This window comes from Mycobacterium sp., from assembly GCF_019247635.1.
GTDB lineage: Bacteria > Actinomycetota > Actinomycetes > Mycobacteriales > Mycobacteriaceae > Mycobacterium.
In genome coordinates, this window is record NZ_JAFBAR010000115.1 from 44,565 (window position 1) to 60,861 (window position 16,297).

Below are 16,297 nucleotides of genomic sequence, written 5' to 3' on the forward strand. Positions count from 1 at the left end.
TGTCCAGGCTCACGGCTTCGCTCCCATTTCCTCCCTATGGACACCCGGATGTTCCTCGAGGTACCCGCAGCGAATCATGCCAACCAGACCGGCAAAATAACAATCGCGTCGTGCTGCCAACTCTGCGAATCGCGGCTTCGCAAGTCCGGGTACGCTCGGTCGGGTGTCCAAAACGTTCGTCGGCTCGCGCGTGCGTCAGCTGCGCAGCGAGCGCGGGTTCAGTCAAGCCGCACTGGCCCAGATGCTGGGGATCTCGCCGAGCTACCTCAATCAGATCGAGCACGACGTCCGTCCGCTGACGGTGGCCGTGCTGCTGCGGATCACCGAGGTGTTCGGCGTGGATGCGACCTTCTTCGCCTCCCAGGACGACACCCGGTTGGTCGCCGAGCTGCGCGAGGTGACGATGGACCGCGATCTCGGTATCGACGTCGACCCGACCGAAGTCGCCGAGATGGTCAACGCCCACCCCAGCCTGGCCCGCGCGGTGGTCAATCTGCATCGGCGCTACCGGATCACCACCGCACAGCTGGCCGCCGCCACCGAGGAGCGCTTCTTCGACGGCAGCAGCGGCAGCGGTTCGATCACCATGCCCCACGAAGAGGTGCGCGACTACTTCTACGAACGCCAGAACTACCTACATGAGCTGGATGCCGCCGCCGAGGACCTGACGATCCAGATGCGGATGCACCACGCGGACCTAGCCCGCGAGTTGACCCGGCGGCTCACCGAGGTGCACGGGGTGCACATCAACAAGCGCGTCGACCTCGGCGATACCGTGCTGCACCGCTACGACCCGAAGACCAAGACGCTGGAAATCGGCAACCACCTCTCGTCGGGTCAGCAGGTGTTCAGAATGGCGGCCGAACTGGCTTATCTCGAGTTCGGCGACCTGATCGACAGCATGGTCGAAGAGGGCAAGTTCACGTCCGACGAGTCACGCACCCTGGCCCGGCTCGGGTTGGCCAACTATTTCGCGGCCGCGGCCGTGCTGCCCTACCGCCAGTTCCACGACGTCGCGGAGAACTTCCGCTACGACGTCGAGCGGCTGTCGGCGTTCTACTCGGTCAGCTACGAGACCATCGCGCACCGGCTGTCGACGCTGCAACGGCCCTCCATACGGGGCGTGCCGTTCTCGTTCGTCCGGGTCGACCGGGCCGGCAACATGTCAAAGCGCCAGTCCGCCACGGGTTTTCACTTCTCGTCCAGCGGCGGCACCTGCCCGCTGTGGAACGTCTACGAGACGTTCGCCAACCCCGGCAAGATCCTCGTCCAGATCGCCCAGATGCCCGACGGCCGCAACTACATGTGGGTGGCCCGCACCGTCGAGCTGCGCGCGGCCCGCTACGGTCAGCCCGGCAAGACCTTCGCGATCGGGCTGGGTTGCGAGCTTCGCCACGCGCATCGGCTCGTCTACTCGGAAGGACTCGACTTGTCGGGGGATCCCAACATCGCAGCGACACCGATCGGCGCGGGCTGCCGGGTCTGCGAACGCGACAACTGCCCGCAGCGCGCCTTCCCCGCGTTGGGCCGCGCGCTGGACATAGACGAACACCGCAGCACGGTGTCTCCCTATCTCGTGAAGCAACCGTGACCGGGGACCATGTCGCGCGCATCCCGTCGGGCGGGTTGCGCCAACTGGGCCCGATCAACTGGGTGTTCGCCAAGTTGGGTGCGCGCACGATGCGGGTGCCGGAGATGCACCTATTCACCACGCTGGGCCGTCGCCAGGGGCTGTACTGGGCCTGGCTGATCTATGGTGCACGGCTGTTGCGGGGGCGGCTGTGCCGAGCCGACACCGAGTTGGTGATCCTGCGGGTCGGGCAGCTGCGATCGTGCGAGTACGAACTCCAGCACCATCGCCGGATCGGACGCCAGGCCGGGCTGGACGCCGCGCTGCAGGCCGCGATCTTCGCCTGGCCCGCCGTGCCGGAAGGCCACGCGCTGAGCGCCCGGCAGCAGGCGCTGTTGCAGGCGACCGACGAGCTGATCCTGGACCGCTCGATCACCGCCGCTACCTGGCAACGGCTGGCGGCTCACCTCAACCCGCCGAGGTTGATCGAATTCTGTTTCCTGGCAACCCATTACGACGGTCTGGCCGCGACCATCAAGGCGCTCCAGATCCAGTTGGACAAGCCGGCCGACTAAGCCGGCACAAGGTCAGAACGTGATGTCTGCCAGCACGGCCAGCGACAGCGCCACGGGAAGGATCGGCACGCCGAAGGCGAACGCCGTCCACTGATTGCGACGACGGCGCCGCTGCCACAAGCCCCACAGCACGGCGCAGACCGCCAGCGCACCCGACAGAATCAGCAGGGTGGGATCCCACTGCCCCGCCGTCGCGTTGTCGTCGACGATCGAAAACGCCGCCAACCATACGACGTAGCCCGCGGCCAGCCCGCCGACGGCGCCGACCAGAGTCTGGCCGGCCTGCGTGCTCCCCATCAGAAGTTGATCATGTGGCCGGTCAGGCCGTGGAAGCACTCCTGCAACGCCTCGGACATCGTCGGGTGCGTGTGCACGTTGCGCGCCAGCTCGCTGGCCGTCAGGTCCCACTTCTGCGCCAGCGTCAGTTCCGGCAGTAGCTCGGACACGTCGTGGCCAATCAGGTGGCCGCCCAGCAGCTCGCCGTACTTGGCGTCGGCGACCAGCTTGACGAAGCCACTGGGGTCGCCCACTCCGTGCGCCTTGGCGTTCGCGGTGAACGGAAACTTGGCCACCACCACGTCGTGACCTTCCTCGCGGGCCTGCTCCTCGGTAAGCCCGAAGCTGGCGACGTTCGGCTGGCAGAACGTCGCGCGCGGCATCATGCGGTAGTCACCGAGCGCCAAAGTTTCTGCGCCGGCGATGGTTTCGGCCGCCACCACCCCCTGGGCCTCGGCCACGTGGGCCAGCTGGAGCTTGCCGGTGACGTCGCCGATGGCGTAGATGTGGCTGACGCTGGTCTGCATGTAATCGCCGATGCCGATGGCCTTGCGGTCGGTGAGGGCGACGCCGGCCTTGTCCAGGCCGTAGCCCTCGACGTTGGGCGCGAATCCGATGGCCTGCAACACCTTATCGGCCTTGAGTTCCTCGGACTTGCCGTCCTTGCTGACGACGACGGTGACCTGCGAGCCATCGGTGCCATCGGAGCCTGCGTCGGAGATCGACTCGACCTTGGTGCCGGTCAGGACCTTGATGCCCAGCTTCTTGAACTGCTTCTCGATTTCCTTGGAAACCTCGGCGTCCTCGTTGGGCAACGCCCTCGGCAGGAATTCCACGATGGTGACGTCCACGCCGTAGTTCTTCAGCACGTAGCCGAACTCCATGCCGATGGCGCCAGCCCCGGCGATGACGATCGATTTCGGCAGCTCGCGCGACAGGATCTGTTCCTCGTAGGTGACCACGTTGGTGGACAGCGAGGTACCTGGCACCAGCCGCGTGCTGCTGCCGGTGGCGATGATGGCGTTGTCGAACGAGACCTCCTGGGTACCACCGTCATTGAGCTCAACCGCGAGGGTGTTGGCGTCGGTGAACTTGCCGTAGCCGTGGATCTCGGTGATCTTGTTCTTCTTCATCAGGAAGTGCACGCCCGCGACGCGCCCCTCGGCCACCTTCCGACTGCGGTCGAATGCGACACCGTAGTCGAAGGTCGCCTCGCCGCTGATGCCAAATGTCTTGGCCTCCTTGGTAAAAATGTGCGCGAGTTCGGCGTTGCGCAGCAGCGCCTTCGACGGGATGCAGCCCACGTTGAGGCAGACGCCGCCCCAGTATTTGGGTTCGACGACCGCCGTGTTCAGACCGAGCTGGGCGGCGCGGATAGCGGCGACATACCCGCCGGGACCGGCCCCGAGGACAACGACGTCATAGTGAGAAGTCACGAGCCCACACTAGTGGGCGGTAACCTCTCACCGAACAACACCGCGGGTCACCGCCGCTACCCGCTTGGCCTCCCACGCCGGGGCTCAATAGGGAATCACGCCGCCCAGGCAATGGCCCACCCGCTCGCAGTGGTAATAGCCGTAGAGCGGTGCCGCGGCCGCCACCGAGGCGAACGGACCGGACATCACGCCCAGCGCCAGCGCCGAGATCAATGGCCGGCCCTGGACCATCGCCAGCAGCACGCCGGCCACGCTGCACACGACGACATAGACCAGCACCACGAACATCGGCGGCGTCTTGTCGATCGCGTGATACCACCAATAGAACAGACTCAGGCCCACCTCGGCCGCGGCGAACCACACGCCGAGGAGCACCGACAGCAGCTTCCACCACTTCACGTACTGGTATCGGCCGGGAACGGCGACGGGCGCGGCGGTGATCTCCGTCGCCGATTCCTGGGCAACCCTGGGCGCGGGCGTGCCGGCCTCTTCATCGGCCGGCTTCGTGCCCGCGTCGGCCGGCGCCAACGGCGCCAAGGGTGCTGAGTCGTCATCCCAGGTCGGCACGAACGGCACCGAGTGCTCGCCCGTGTCGTCGGAGTCACTGAAATCGGGTACGAACGGCGCGGTACCGGGATTGGACGCGGGGTCGTGTGGATCGCCGTCAGGCACCCGACACCACCCGGAGCGCGACCAGCACCCCGAACCAGCCGGGCGCCAACGCCAGGATGAACGCGCCGACCATGGTCACCCATCGCCGCCCGGAAAACAGGATTACGAATAGCCCCAGCGCACTGGGAATCCCGACCACCAGGGTGATGATGACTTCGGGCGTGATCCGGCTGTGAACCAGCACGCTGGACGCCACCCCCGCCAGCTGCCCGACCGCGCTCCCGATGAGCAGGGCGCTGGCCAACAGCCATGGACGGGGAAGGGGAATCACGCCTTCCGACCTTACTGCGGTGTCAGCGTGGAGCCGGGCACGTCCCGGGCGCCGAAGCTGTGTCGTCGACCGCCACCACCCCGCCACGATTCGACGGCCGTTCGCCCCGCTCGTACGCGGCTCCGGTGATCACCGGCACCGCCTCGAGCAGCGCTTTCTCGTCGTCGGTGAAAACCCGGCCGCGACTGAGGAACCGGACGCCTTCCGGCGCTTCCAGGCTGAAGCCGCCCCCGCGTCCGGGGACCACGTCGATCAGCAGCTGGGTGTGCTTCCAGACCTGGTACTGGGGACCGGAGATCCACACCGGCACCCCCTCGGCACCGACGTCGAGGATTCCGAGCAGGACGTCGCGGTCGCCGACCAGGAAGTCCTCGCGCGGGTAGCACATGGGTGAGGACCCGTCGCAGCAGCCGCCGGACTGGTGGAACATCACCGGCCCGTGCCGGTCCTGCAGGCGGGCCAGCAAGTCGGCGGCGGCGCCGGTGATCACCGCGCCCGCCGGCCCCGCCGGGGGGTCGCTCATCAGAAGAACCCGAGCGCCTTCTCGGAGTAGGAGACCAGCAAGTTCTTGGTCTGCTGATAGTGCTCAAGCGCCACCTTGTGGTTCTCGCGGCCGATGCCGGACTGCTTGTAACCGCCGAACGCCGCGTGGGCGGGATAGGCGTGATAGCAGTTCACCCACACCCGGCCGGCCTGGATGTCGCGTCCGGCTCGGTAGGCGGTATTGCCGTCGCGACTCCACACCCCCGCGCCCAGCCCGTACAGCGTGTCGTTGGCGATGCCCATCGCGTCGTCGTAGTCGGCAAACGGTGTCACCGCCACCACAGGCCCGAAGATCTCCTCTTGGAAGATCCGCATCTTGTTGTTGCCGGTAAAGATCGTCGGCTGCATGTAGTAGCCGCCGGACAGGTCACCGCCCAATTCGGCGCGTTCGCCGCCGGTGATCAGTTTGGCGCCCTCCTCCTTGCCGATTTCGATGTAGGACAGGATCTTTTCCAGCTGGTCGTTGGAGGCCTGCGAACCCAGCATCGTCTCGATGTTCAACGGGTCGCCCTGCCGGACCGCCTTGGTCCGGATCGCCGCCAGCTCCAGGAACTCGTCGTGGATGTCGGACTGAATCAGGCTGCGCGACGGGCAGGTACACACCTCGCCCTGGTTGAGGGCGAACATCGTGAACCCCTCCAGCGCCTTGTCCTGGAAGTCGTCGTTGGCGGCCATCACGTCGGAAAAGAAGACGTTGGGGCTCTTGCCGCCGAGCTCGAGGGTGACCGGGATCAGGTTCTGGCTGGCGTATTGCATGATCAACCGCCCGGTGGTGGTCTCGCCGGTGAATGCGATCTTGGCGATCCGGTCGCTGGATGCCAGCGGCTTGCCGGCTTCGGCTCCAAAACCGTTGACAACGTTGAGGACGCCGGGCGGCAACAGGTCACCGATCAGCGACATCAGGTACAGCGCCGACGCGGGAGTCTGCTCGGCGGGTTTGAGTACCACCGCGTTACCCGCCGCCAGCGCGGGCGCCACCTTCCAGGCGCACATCAGGATCGGGAAATTCCACGGAATGATCTGGCCCACCACACCCAGCGGTTCGTGGAAGTGGTAGGCCACGGTGTCGTCGTCGACCTGCGACAGCGAACCCTCCTGGGCGCGGAGCGCCGCAGCGAAGTACCGGAAGTGATCGGCGGCCAGCGGGATGTCGGCGGCCAGCGCCTCTCGGATCGGTTTGCCGTTGTCCCAGACTTCGGCCACGGCCAACGCGGCTTTGTTCTCTTCGATGCGGTCGGCGATTTTGTTCAGGATCGCGGCCCGCTCGGCCGGAGCGGCCTTGCCCCACGCCGGGGCGGCCGCGTGCGCTGCGTCCAGCGCCTTGTCGACGTCGGCCGCGTCGGAACGCGGTATTTCGCAGAATGGCTGCCCGGTTACCGGCGTCAGGTTTTCGAAGTACCGGCCTTGGGCGGGCGCAACCCACTCACCCCCGATGAAATTTCCGTACCGGGATTCGTACGACATCAGCGCACCGGCGGAACCCGGACGTGCAAAGACGGTCATCGGCTTGGCTCCTTTTTCAACGTCCTGTAATACAACTCACACTACCGCCGAGGCCACAATGGACTCCACGAGCGAGAGGACTCCACGAGCGAAAGGATTCCACGAGCCAAAAGGCCTCCATGATCGAAGGCATCCAACGACCGAACGGCCCCCAATGACATCAGCGCCCGCCCCGGACAGCACGGACCCCTACCTGTGGCTTGAGGACGTGACCGGTGACGCCGCGCTTGATTGGGTGCGCGCGCGCAACCAACCGACCAAGGCCGAGTTCTGCGACGCGGAGTTCGAGCGGATGCGTGCCGAAGCCCTCGAGGTGCTTGATACCGATGCCCGGATTCCTTACGTGCGCCGACGCGGGGAGTACCTGTACGACTTCTGGCGCGACGCCACCAATCCGCGCGGGCTGTGGCGCCGAACGACGCTGGACAGTTATCGCACCGACACACCCGAGTGGGACGTACTGATCGATGTCGACGAATTGGGCCGCGCTGACAACCGGAAATGGGTGTGGGCAGGCGCCGAGGTCATCGAACCCGAACTCACCCGCGCCCTGATCAGTCTCTCCCCTGGCGGCTCGGATGCCGTGATCGTGCGTGAATTCGACATGCTGACACGCGAATTCGTTTCCGACGGGTTCCAGTTGCCGGAAGCCAAGTCGCAGATCGGCTGGGAGGATCCGGACACCGTCCTGGTCGGCACCGACTTCGGGCCCGGCTCGATGACCGATTCCGGATATCCGCGAATCTCCAAGCGGTGGCGCCGCGGCACACCGTTGGCCGACGCGGAGACGGTCTTCGAGGGCGAGGACACCGACGTCAGCGCGGGAACCTACCGGGATCGAACGCCGGGCTACGAGCGCACCTTCGTGGTTCGTGCGGTCGACTTCTGGAACAGGAATAGATACGAGCTGCGGGGTTCAGAACTGATCCCGATCGACGTGCCCACCGACGCCAGCAGCGTCTCGGTGCACCGTGAGTGGCTGCTGATCGACCTGCGCACCGACTGGACCTTGACCAACGACGCTGCCACCACCTACCGTGCCGGGTCGCTGCTGGCTGCCAACTATGACGAATTTCTCAGCGGGGCAAGGGAACTGCACGTCGTATTCGAGCCCGACGAACACACCTGTCTGTACCACTACGCGTGGACCCGAGACCGGCTGCTGCTGGTCACATTGGCCGATGTGGCCAGCCGCGTCGAAATCGTCACACCGGGCAGCTGGCAACGCGAACCGGTGGCCGGCATCCCCGCCTCGACCAACACCGTGATTGCCGCCGCCGATGATACCGGCGACGAATTCTTCCTCGACTCCAGCGGATTCGTCACTCCGTCGCGGTTGTTGCGTGGCACCGGGGACGGGCCGCCGGAACAGATCAAGTCAGCGCCCAGCTTCTTCGACGCCGAAAACATCACGGTGGCACAGCATTTCGTGGCATCAGCAGACGGGACCCGAGTTCCCTACTTCGTCGTACGACCGGACCCGAAAGACGGGGGCGATGGTCCCGGTCCCACAATGCTGTACGGCTACGGCGGCTTCGAGTCGTCCAACACCCCGGGCTACAGCGGGGTGTTGGGCCGGTTGTGGCTGGCCCGCGGCGGCACCTACGTGCTGGCCAACATCCGCGGTGGTGGCGAGTACGGGCCGGGCTGGCACACCCAGGCGATGCGTGCGGGCCGGCACAAGGTGGCCGAGGACTTCGTCGCGGTGGCAACCGATTTGGTGGAGCGTGGCATTACCACCGTCGAGCAACTCGGCGCGCAGGGTGGTAGCAACGGCGGCCTGCTGATGGGCATCATGCTGACCAAATATCCGGACAGATTCGGCGCGCTGGTCTGCAGCGTGCCGCTGCTGGACATGAAGCGCTACCACCTGCTGCTGGCCGGCGCGTCATGGGTGGCCGAATACGGCGACCCGGACAACCCCGACGATTGGGCGTTCATCTCGAAGTACTCGCCCTACCAAAATGTTTCGGCGGGGCGCAGGTACCCCCCGGTGCTGCTGACCACCTCCACCCGCGATGACCGGGTGCATCCCGGCCATGCCCGCAAGATGACGGCCGCGCTCGAGGCCGCGGGCCATGCGGTCTGGTACTACGAGAACATCGAGGGCGGACACGGCGGGGCGGCCGACAACGAACAGCTCGCGTTCAAATCCGCGCTCACGTACTCGTTCCTGCACCGGATGCTGGGCGCCCGATCGGCGGATACTGCACTCGGATGAACCGAGCTATGGCTGCAGCTCTGGTTGTCCTGGCATTGGCCGCGTGTGGTCACCACGCCGGCGCGCCGGTCGGTGCCGCCACGACGACGACGGGAATCCTGCCGTCCGGGGTGCCCACCGAGGGAACCCGGCCATCCACCGCGCAGCTACCACCGGCGGCCGAACCCCAGAACGCGCCTAGCACCACGGCATCCGGGCGGATGGTGCCGGTTGGCGCACGCCCGGAAGGCGTCGCGGTCGACCAGGTCACCCGCACGGTTGCGGTGGCCACCCATGACCCGGACGAACTCGTGTTGATCGATGCCGACTCGGCCGCGATCGTGAGCCGTACTCCCCTGCCCGGGTCCGCGCGCCACCTGGAGTTGGCCGCGCCGGGCGGCCCGATCCTGGTGCCGGTGGAAACCGACAACGCGCTTGTGCGGGTGGAGCTGACGGGGAAACCCCCACAGTTAAAAGTGTTGCCGGCGATCGTCACCGGCACCTCCCCGCATGACGCGGCAGCAGCCTCCAACGGGACGGTGCTCGTGGGCAACGAACTCGGCGGGACGGTCAGCGTCCTGCGCGGCGACCGCATCGTGAAGGTGTTCACCGACCGCGTCCAACCCGCCGGTCTCGCCGCTTTCGGTACCGCTGTCGGTGTGCTGGACGCGCGAACGAACACCCTGACCGTCTACGACGCCGACAAACTCAGCATCCTCGGCTCGATTCCGGCCGGCGCCGGTCCCACTCATCTGGTCGCCGACCGGCACGGGCACATGATCGCCGCGGATACCCGCGGCGACACGATCCGGGTGTTCGACCCGCTGCCGACGCCGCACGAAGTCGCCGACGTCGCACAGCCCGGTGCGCCGTACGGCATCGCGTACGACCCGGTTCGGGACCGGCTCTGGGTGGCCTCCTCGGGCACCAACGAGGTCGTCGGTTACAACGTGTCCGGCCCGGCGCCCAGCGAACTACAGCGGATTCCGACCGTGCAAAACCCGTACTCCCTGGGCGTGGACCCGACCACGGGGCGGCTGTTCGTCGCCGGTGTCACCGGCGGTGTCCTGCAAGTCATCGACCCCGCGGAGACGGGCGGCTGACTGTGACCGCCGTAACGTCTAGCGACGACGTGCTTTGGGCACCCTTGTTCTCATGTCGTCGCCGCTGCCGGGAGTCCTCGGCTCGCTTGCGCCGCTTCTCGATCGGTACGGCTACGCGGCCGTGATCGTCCTGGTCGGCCTGGAAGGCGTGGGAATCCCCTTGCCCGGCCAGATCGTCCTCATCGTGGCCGGGGTATACGCCGGCGTCGGCCAATTGCATCTGCTCCTGGTGCTGGCGGCGGGACTGCTGGCTGCCATCGGTGGCGACAACGTCGGCTACGCGATCGGCCGGTACGGCGGCCGCCGGCTGGTGCTGCGCTTCGGCCGCTACGTGTGCCTTACCGAGAAGCGGCTGGCCGCAACCGAGCGCTTCTTTGCCAGGCGCGGCAACATCGTCGTACCCGTCGGGCGGTTCGTCGACGGGCTGCGCCAGGCCACCGGGATCGCTGCCGGGCTGGCGCAAATGGGCTGGCGGCGATACATGACCTACAACGCGTTGGGTTCTGCCGTGTGGGTCGGGATCTGGGTTTTCGCCGGGTATCTCGCCGGCGACCACATCGAAGCCATCTACGACGGATTTTTCCGTTACGAGAAGTACGTGCTGGCCGCGGGCGCGGCAGCCGCGCTTGCCGTGCTCGTCGGGTGGGTGCTCAAGCGACGGTCCGGCCACCGGGCGGCCGCCGAATGCTGAGTTTGGTCGCAGCCGCTTGACACCCGCGTCGGGCTGCGGCTTCGCTTCGGGCATGGCCAAATCCGACTTCGAGACGCTGCTGTACACGACGGCCGGCCCGGTCGCCACCATCACCCTCAACCGCCCGGAGCACCTCAACACCATCGTGCCGCCGATGCCCGACGAGATCGAGGCGGCCATCGGACTGGCCGAGCGGGACCAGGACATCAGGGTCGTCGTGCTGCGTGGCGCGGGGCGCGCGTTCTCCGGCGGCTACGACTTCGGCGGCGGTTTCCAGCACTGGGGTGAAGCCATGATGACCGACGGGAAATGGGACCCGGGCAAGGATTTCGCGGTGGTCAGCGCCCGCGAGACGGGGCCGACCCAGAAGTTCATGGCCATCTGGCGGGCGTCCAAGCCGGTGATCGCTCAGGTGCACGGCTGGTGTGTGGGCGGGGCCAGCGACTACGCGCTGTGCGCCGACCTCGTGATCGCTAGCGAGGACGCCGTGATCGGCACGCCGTACAGCCGGATGTGGGGCGCCTATCTGACCGGCATGTGGCTGTACCGGCTGAGCCTGGCCAAGGTCAAGTGGCACGCGCTGACGGGCCGGCCGCTGTCCGGTGTGCAGGCCGCCGAGGTCGAGCTGATCAATGAGGCGGTGCCGTTCGAGCGGCTCGAGGCGCGTGTCGCCGAGATCGCCACCGAGCTGGCGCAGATCCCGTTGTCGCAGCTGCGGGCGCAGAAGCTGATCGTCAACCAGGCCTACGAAAACATGGGCCTGGCGTCCACCCAGACGCTCGGCGGCATCCTCGACGGGCTGATGCGCAACACCCCCGACGCGCTGGACTTCATCGAGACCGCCAAGACCCAGGGTGTGCGGGCCGCCGTCGAGCGCCGCGACGGTCCGTTCGGCGACTACAGCCAGGCGCCACCGGAGCTGCGACCCGACCCCTCGCACGTCATCGTTCCTGATAGCGGTCCATAGTGAGACAGGCTACGAAAGTGTCAACGGGTGGCCCGGACGGCCCTGAAAGTGTTACGGTAACGACTATGTCTCGGCTGAGTATGGGCCTGCGTGCAGGCGTTGTTTTCCTGGCTCTGGGTATCGGCGCGGTGCTTTTCCCGCAGGCCGCCGGAGCCGATTCCACGGACGACTTTCCGATTCCGCGCAGACAGATCGCGACCACTTGCGACGCGGAACAATATTTGGCCGCCGCCCGGGATACCAGCCCGATCTACTACCAGCGGTACATGATCGACTTCCACAACAGGCCGCCCGACATCCAGCAGGGCGCGATCGACCGCATCCACTGGTTCTACTCCTTGGACTCCGCCGGCCGTAGGCAGTACTCCGAGGACACCGCGACGGACATCTACTACGAGCAGATGGCGACGCACTGGGGCAACTGGGCCAAGATCTTCTTCAACAACAAAGGCGTCGTCGCCAAAGCCACCGAGGTGTGCGAGCAGTACCCCAAGGGCGACATGTCCGTCTGGAACTGGACGGCATAGCCCAAGCCGAGTTGTTCCCGTACTGCCGCCACGCATAATTCGTGAAGTGGTGCCACTGTAGACGTGTCGGAAATTGGTTGGGCTCCCGCAAATTTCGTGACTACAGTCCGGTGAATGACCGTTGATGCGATTGCTTTCAGCCAAGTATGGGTCCAGGCCTGGAACGCCCACGATGTGGAGGCAGTTCTGCAGCACTTTGCCGACGACGTCGTTTTCACCTCGCCCGTTGCCGCCCGGCTCTTACCGCAGACCCGCGGTGTGGTGCGCGGCAAGCCAGCCCTGCGCCACTACTGGACCGTAGCCCTGGCGCATGTTCCCGAGCTTCGGTTCACCGTCGAAGACGTGTATCAAGGCATCGACACCCTCGTCATCGCCTACCGAAACCAAGACGACGGCAACGTCAGCGAGGTTCTCAGGTTCCACGACGGCCTGGTGATCGAAGGCCACGGCACCTACCGGATCTAGCCGAACACGGTGGCCCAGTCGTCGCGCGTCAGTAGTGCGGTGAGCTGACCGGGAACCGATCGGTGCTGGCCGAATCGGCTTCGGGCGATTCGGGTTTCTTGGGCTCCTCCAGCAGGGCTCGAACCGCGGGGCGAGACCCGAAGGGCTGCAGCATCTGGCTGGCGGGTCGGCTGCGGACCTGTTGCGGCCACCAGAACCAGCGTCCCATCAACGCGGCGATGGACGGCGTCATGAACGACCGCACGACCAAGGTGTCGAACATCAGCCCCAGACCGATCGTCGTGCCAACCTGTCCCATCACCCGCAAGGGGCTGAAGACGAAGGACGCCATCGTGAACGCGAACACCAGACCCGCGGACGTCACCACGGCACCCGTGCCGGCCATCGACCGGATGATCCCGGTCCTCAACCCGCCATGGATTTCCTCTTTGAATCGGGAAACCAGCAGCAGGTTGTAGTCGGATCCCACGGCCAACATCAAGATGATGGCCATCGCGAGCACCATCCAGTGCAATTTGAAACCGATGATGTCCTGCCACAGCAGCACGGAAAGCCCGAAGGAGGCGCCCAACGACAGCAGCACGGTGCCCACGATGACGATCGCGGCGACCAGACTGCGGGTGATGATCAGCATGATGATCAGAATCAGGCTGGCCGCGGCTATGCCCGCGATCATCAGGTCGTATTTGGATCCTTCGGCCATGTCCTTGTAGACCGCGGCGGTGCCGGCAAGCCAGATCTTGGCACCCTCCAGCGGAGTCCCCTTGATCGCTTCCTTCGTCGCATTCCTGATCGGGTCGACGTGCGAAATGCCTTCTGGCGTAGCCGGATCGCCCTCGTGGGAGATGATGAACCGGGCCGCGTGTCCGTCCGACGACAGGAACATCTTCAGGCCGCGCTTGAAGTCGGGGTTGTCGAAGACCTCCGGCGGTATATAAAACGAGTCGTCGTTCTTGGAGCGGTCGAATGCTTGCCCCATGGCGGTGGCGTTCTGGCTCATCACGTCGATCTGGTCATACATCGACGACATCGAGCTGTGCATGGTCAGCATCATCGTCTTCATCGTCTGCATGGTCGCGATCATCGGCGGCATCTGCGCCAACATCTGCGGCAGCAGTGCGTCAAGGCGGTCTATGTCGCCGGTGAGCGCGGTGAACTTCTCGGTGATCTGATCCAAACCGTCGAGCGCGTCGAAGATGGATCTCAGCGACCAGCACACGGGGATGTCAAAGCAGTGCTTCTCCCAGTAGAAGTACGCGCGAATCGGCCGGAAGAAGTCATCGAAATTGGCGATGTTGTCACGCAGGGTATTCGTCACGTCCACCATCTCGTGCGTCAGCTTGTCCATGTGGTCGGTGACGTGGGCCATCTGCGCCGTGATGTTGTACATCCGCTGCATGGTGTCGATCGATTGCTGCATCGCGGCGGCCTGCTTGAGCATGTCGGCCATGCGTTCCTTCAGGTATTGCATGTTCTCGATCTGCGTCGTGTTCTGCATGCTGATCTGGAACGGTATCGACGTGTGCTCAATCGGAGTCCCCAGCGGCCTGGTAATCGCCTGCACCCGCGCGATTCCGGGAACATGGAAAACGCCTTTGGCAATTCTGTCGAGCACCAGCATGTCCGCCGGATTACGCATGTCGTGATCGGTTTCGACCATCAGCAATTCCGGATTCATCCGGGCGTTCGAGAAGTGCCGCTCCGCGGCGTCGTACCCGACATTGGCCGGGGTGCTCGCGGGCAGGTAAACCCGGTTGTCGTAACTCGTCTTGTAGCCGGGCAGGGCGAGGAGACCGATGAGGGCGATGGCGACCGACACCGCAAGGACCGGCCCGGGCCAGCGCACGACGGCGGTGCCCACCCGTCGCCATCCCCGGGTCCGCAGCTTGCGCTTGGGGTCGAAGAGCTTGAAGAAGCTGCCCACCACCAACACGGCCGGCCCGAGGGTGAGCGCGGCCAGCACGGCCACCAGCATGCCCACCGCGCAGGGCACACCCAGCGTCTGGAAGTAGGGCAGCCGGCAGAAGCTGAGGCAATACATCGCGCCGGCGATGGTCAGACCCGACCCCAAAACGACGTGCGCGGTCCCGTGGAACATGGTGTAGTACGCCGTTTCACGGTCTTCGCCCAGACTTCGCGCCTCTTGATATCGCCCGAAGATGAAGATCGCGTAGTCGGTCCCGGCGGCGATCGCCAACAGCACCAGCAGGTTAACCGCGAACGTCGACAGCCCGATGATGTTGTTGTGGCCAAGGAAGGCGACGATCCCCCGGGCCGCCATCAGCTCGATGGTCACCATGACCAACACGCTGAACACGGTGACAATGGAGCGGTAGACGATTAGCAGCATCACGATGATCACCACGAAGGTGATCATCGTGACCGTCTTGACGCCCTTTTCGCCGGCGCCGGACTGATCCGCGGTCAACGCCGCCGCACCCGTCACATAGGCCTTGACCCCCGGCGGCGGCGGCGTGTCGGCCACCAGCTTGCGAACCGCCCGGACGGAGTCGTTTGCCCTGCTCTCGCCCTGGTTGCCCGAGAGGTAGACCTGGACGTAGGCGGCCTTGCCATCCGAGCTTTGCGAGCCGGCGGCCGTCAGCGGATCGCCCCAGAAGTCCTGGACATGCTGGACATGCTTGGTGTCGGCTTCGAGTTTCTTGATCAGCTGGTCGTAGAAGTGATGGGCGTCGTCGCCGAGCGGTTTGTCGCCCTCGAGGACGATCATGACCGCGCTGTCGCTGTCGAATTCGTTGAACACCTTGCCGACGCGCTTCATCGCCTGCATCGACGCCGCGGCGTTCGGGCTCATCGAGACGGTGTGTGCTTTGCCGACGCTGTCGAGCGAGGGCACGAACATGGTCAGGACGACGACGAGTCCGATCCAGAACAGCACGATCGGCACCGCGAGCCTGTGCACGGTGCGGGCAAATCGCGGCGAGGTGGGAAGCTGCGCGGCGTGGTCGGCGGTCATGCGGATTTCACCACGCAGAAGGTCTGAGCATTCACTTCGTTGGCGGACCTTTCGTCTTTGACCACGCCGTTCACGATGATCCGGCAGCCGATCTGGTCGGTGTCGCCCTGCGCCACCACATTGACGCTCACCGACGGGAGCGTGGTGGTGACGGCGAGCGTCCAAGGCAGCGGGGCGTTGTCTACCCGCTGCAGCTGAGCATTGATATCCAGGTAGTTGATGTTTGCTACCGTGCCCGGCGCACCGAAAACCTCGTACGTCACGTGCTTCGGGTTGAACGGTTTGATGTCATCGGAAAGCCCGCTGGTGATCGGGCGATTGTCGTGGTATCCGAAGACATCGCGGAGGCGGACGACGACGAAGGCCGCCACCGCGACAACCGCCACGATGACCAGCACGATCCACATCCGTCGTGCGGTGTTGGCTACCGCGTTCCTCGGCACGCAATCACCTCCCCTCACCTACGAAGCTGCCTGCCCTCACGTCGCGAAAACGCGTGGCCGCGTTACCGTTGCAGCCGATAC

16 protein-coding genes are annotated in these 16,297 nt (G+C 65.5%); 8 read left to right on the forward strand and 8 right to left on the reverse strand.

Features of this window, described 5'->3' with window-relative positions; genetic code table 11:
• The first annotated feature begins 163 nt into the window (after nucleotides 1-163).
• Together ramB and JO236_RS19715 are read left to right on the forward strand one after the other, a co-directional pair.
• Nucleotides 164-1,591: an acetate metabolism transcriptional regulator RamB gene (gene ramB, locus JO236_RS19710; protein WP_293334360.1), complete on the forward strand. Its 1,428-nt coding sequence runs from the start codon at nucleotides 164-166 to the stop codon at nucleotides 1,589-1,591.
• The gene (locus JO236_RS19715; RefSeq protein WP_293334363.1) at nucleotides 1,588-2,145 is read left to right on the forward strand and encodes a carboxymuconolactone decarboxylase family protein; all 558 of its coding nucleotides are present in this window, start codon (nucleotides 1,588-1,590) and stop codon (nucleotides 2,143-2,145) included. Before ramB ends, JO236_RS19715 begins: the two co-directional genes overlap by 4 nt.
• 12 nt (nucleotides 2,146-2,157) lie before the next feature.
• On the opposite strand, the gene JO236_RS19720 is transcribed toward JO236_RS19715, so the two are convergent.
• From JO236_RS19720 to JO236_RS19745, 6 genes are all read right to left on the reverse strand, one after another.
• Nucleotides 2,158-2,442, reverse strand: coding sequence for an MHYT domain-containing protein (locus tag JO236_RS19720; protein ID WP_293334366.1), 285 nt, complete (start codon nucleotides 2,440-2,442; stop codon nucleotides 2,158-2,160).
• Entirely contained in the window at nucleotides 2,442-3,857 is a 1,416-nt protein-coding gene (lpdA, locus tag JO236_RS19725) for a dihydrolipoyl dehydrogenase (protein ID WP_293334369.1), read from the reverse strand. The genes JO236_RS19720 and lpdA overlap by 1 nt, the downstream gene beginning before the upstream one ends.
• A gap of 84 nt (nucleotides 3,858-3,941) precedes the next feature.
• Nucleotides 3,942-4,529, reverse strand: a complete 588-nt coding sequence (locus JO236_RS19730; RefSeq protein WP_293334372.1) for a hypothetical protein — start codon at nucleotides 4,527-4,529, stop codon at nucleotides 3,942-3,944.
• Nucleotides 4,522-4,800: a putative holin gene (locus JO236_RS19735; RefSeq protein ID WP_293334375.1), complete on the reverse strand. Its 279-nt coding sequence runs from the start codon at nucleotides 4,798-4,800 to the stop codon at nucleotides 4,522-4,524. The genes JO236_RS19730 and JO236_RS19735 overlap by 8 nt, the downstream gene beginning before the upstream one ends.
• Before the next feature lie 22 nt (nucleotides 4,801-4,822).
• The gene (locus JO236_RS19740; protein ID WP_293334378.1) at nucleotides 4,823-5,323 is read right to left on the reverse strand and encodes a DUF779 domain-containing protein; all 501 of its coding nucleotides are present in this window, start codon (nucleotides 5,321-5,323) and stop codon (nucleotides 4,823-4,825) included.
• Nucleotides 5,323-6,846 carry an aldehyde dehydrogenase family protein gene (locus tag JO236_RS19745; RefSeq protein WP_293334381.1) on the reverse strand — a complete coding sequence of 508 codons (1,524 nt, stop codon included), beginning with the start codon at nucleotides 6,844-6,846 and terminating at the stop codon, nucleotides 5,323-5,325. The genes JO236_RS19740 and JO236_RS19745 overlap by 1 nt, the downstream gene beginning before the upstream one ends.
• A 154-nt stretch (nucleotides 6,847-7,000) precedes the next feature.
• Here JO236_RS19745 and JO236_RS19750 point away from each other — a divergent pair, with 154 nt between their 5' ends.
• From JO236_RS19750 to JO236_RS19775, 6 genes are all read left to right on the forward strand, one after another.
• Nucleotides 7,001-9,067, forward strand: a complete 2,067-nt coding sequence (locus tag JO236_RS19750) for a prolyl oligopeptidase family serine peptidase (RefSeq protein WP_293334384.1) — start codon at nucleotides 7,001-7,003, stop codon at nucleotides 9,065-9,067.
• 8 nt (nucleotides 9,068-9,075) lie between these two features.
• Nucleotides 9,076-10,149 carry a YncE family protein gene (locus JO236_RS19755; protein ID WP_293334387.1) on the forward strand — a complete coding sequence of 358 codons (1,074 nt, stop codon included), beginning with the start codon at nucleotides 9,076-9,078 and terminating at the stop codon, nucleotides 10,147-10,149.
• Nucleotides 10,150-10,201: 52 nt separating this feature from the next.
• A complete protein-coding gene (locus JO236_RS19760; protein ID WP_293334390.1) occupies nucleotides 10,202-10,840 on the forward strand; it encodes a DedA family protein in 639 nt (212 codons plus the stop codon).
• A 52-nt stretch (nucleotides 10,841-10,892) separates the two neighbouring features.
• A complete protein-coding gene (locus tag JO236_RS19765) occupies nucleotides 10,893-11,807 on the forward strand; it encodes a crotonase/enoyl-CoA hydratase family protein (RefSeq protein ID WP_293334393.1) in 915 nt (304 codons plus the stop codon).
• Nucleotides 11,808-11,872: 65 nt separating this feature from the next.
• Nucleotides 11,873-12,334 carry a DUF5078 domain-containing protein gene (locus JO236_RS19770; protein ID WP_293334396.1) on the forward strand — a complete coding sequence of 154 codons (462 nt, stop codon included), beginning with the start codon at nucleotides 11,873-11,875 and terminating at the stop codon, nucleotides 12,332-12,334.
• A gap of 114 nt (nucleotides 12,335-12,448) precedes the next feature.
• A complete protein-coding gene (locus JO236_RS19775) occupies nucleotides 12,449-12,799 on the forward strand; it encodes a nuclear transport factor 2 family protein (protein ID WP_293334399.1) in 351 nt (116 codons plus the stop codon).
• 28 nt (nucleotides 12,800-12,827) lie between these two features.
• On the opposite strand, the gene JO236_RS19780 is transcribed toward JO236_RS19775, so the two are convergent.
• Together JO236_RS19780 and JO236_RS19785 are read right to left on the reverse strand one after the other, a co-directional pair.
• A complete protein-coding gene (locus JO236_RS19780) occupies nucleotides 12,828-15,773 on the reverse strand; it encodes an RND family transporter (protein WP_293334402.1) in 2,946 nt (981 codons plus the stop codon).
• Nucleotides 15,770-16,180: an MmpS family transport accessory protein gene (locus JO236_RS19785; protein ID WP_293334457.1), complete on the reverse strand. Its 411-nt coding sequence runs from the start codon at nucleotides 16,178-16,180 to the stop codon at nucleotides 15,770-15,772. The genes JO236_RS19780 and JO236_RS19785 overlap by 4 nt, the downstream gene beginning before the upstream one ends.
• Nucleotides 16,181-16,297: the final 117 nt, after the last annotated feature.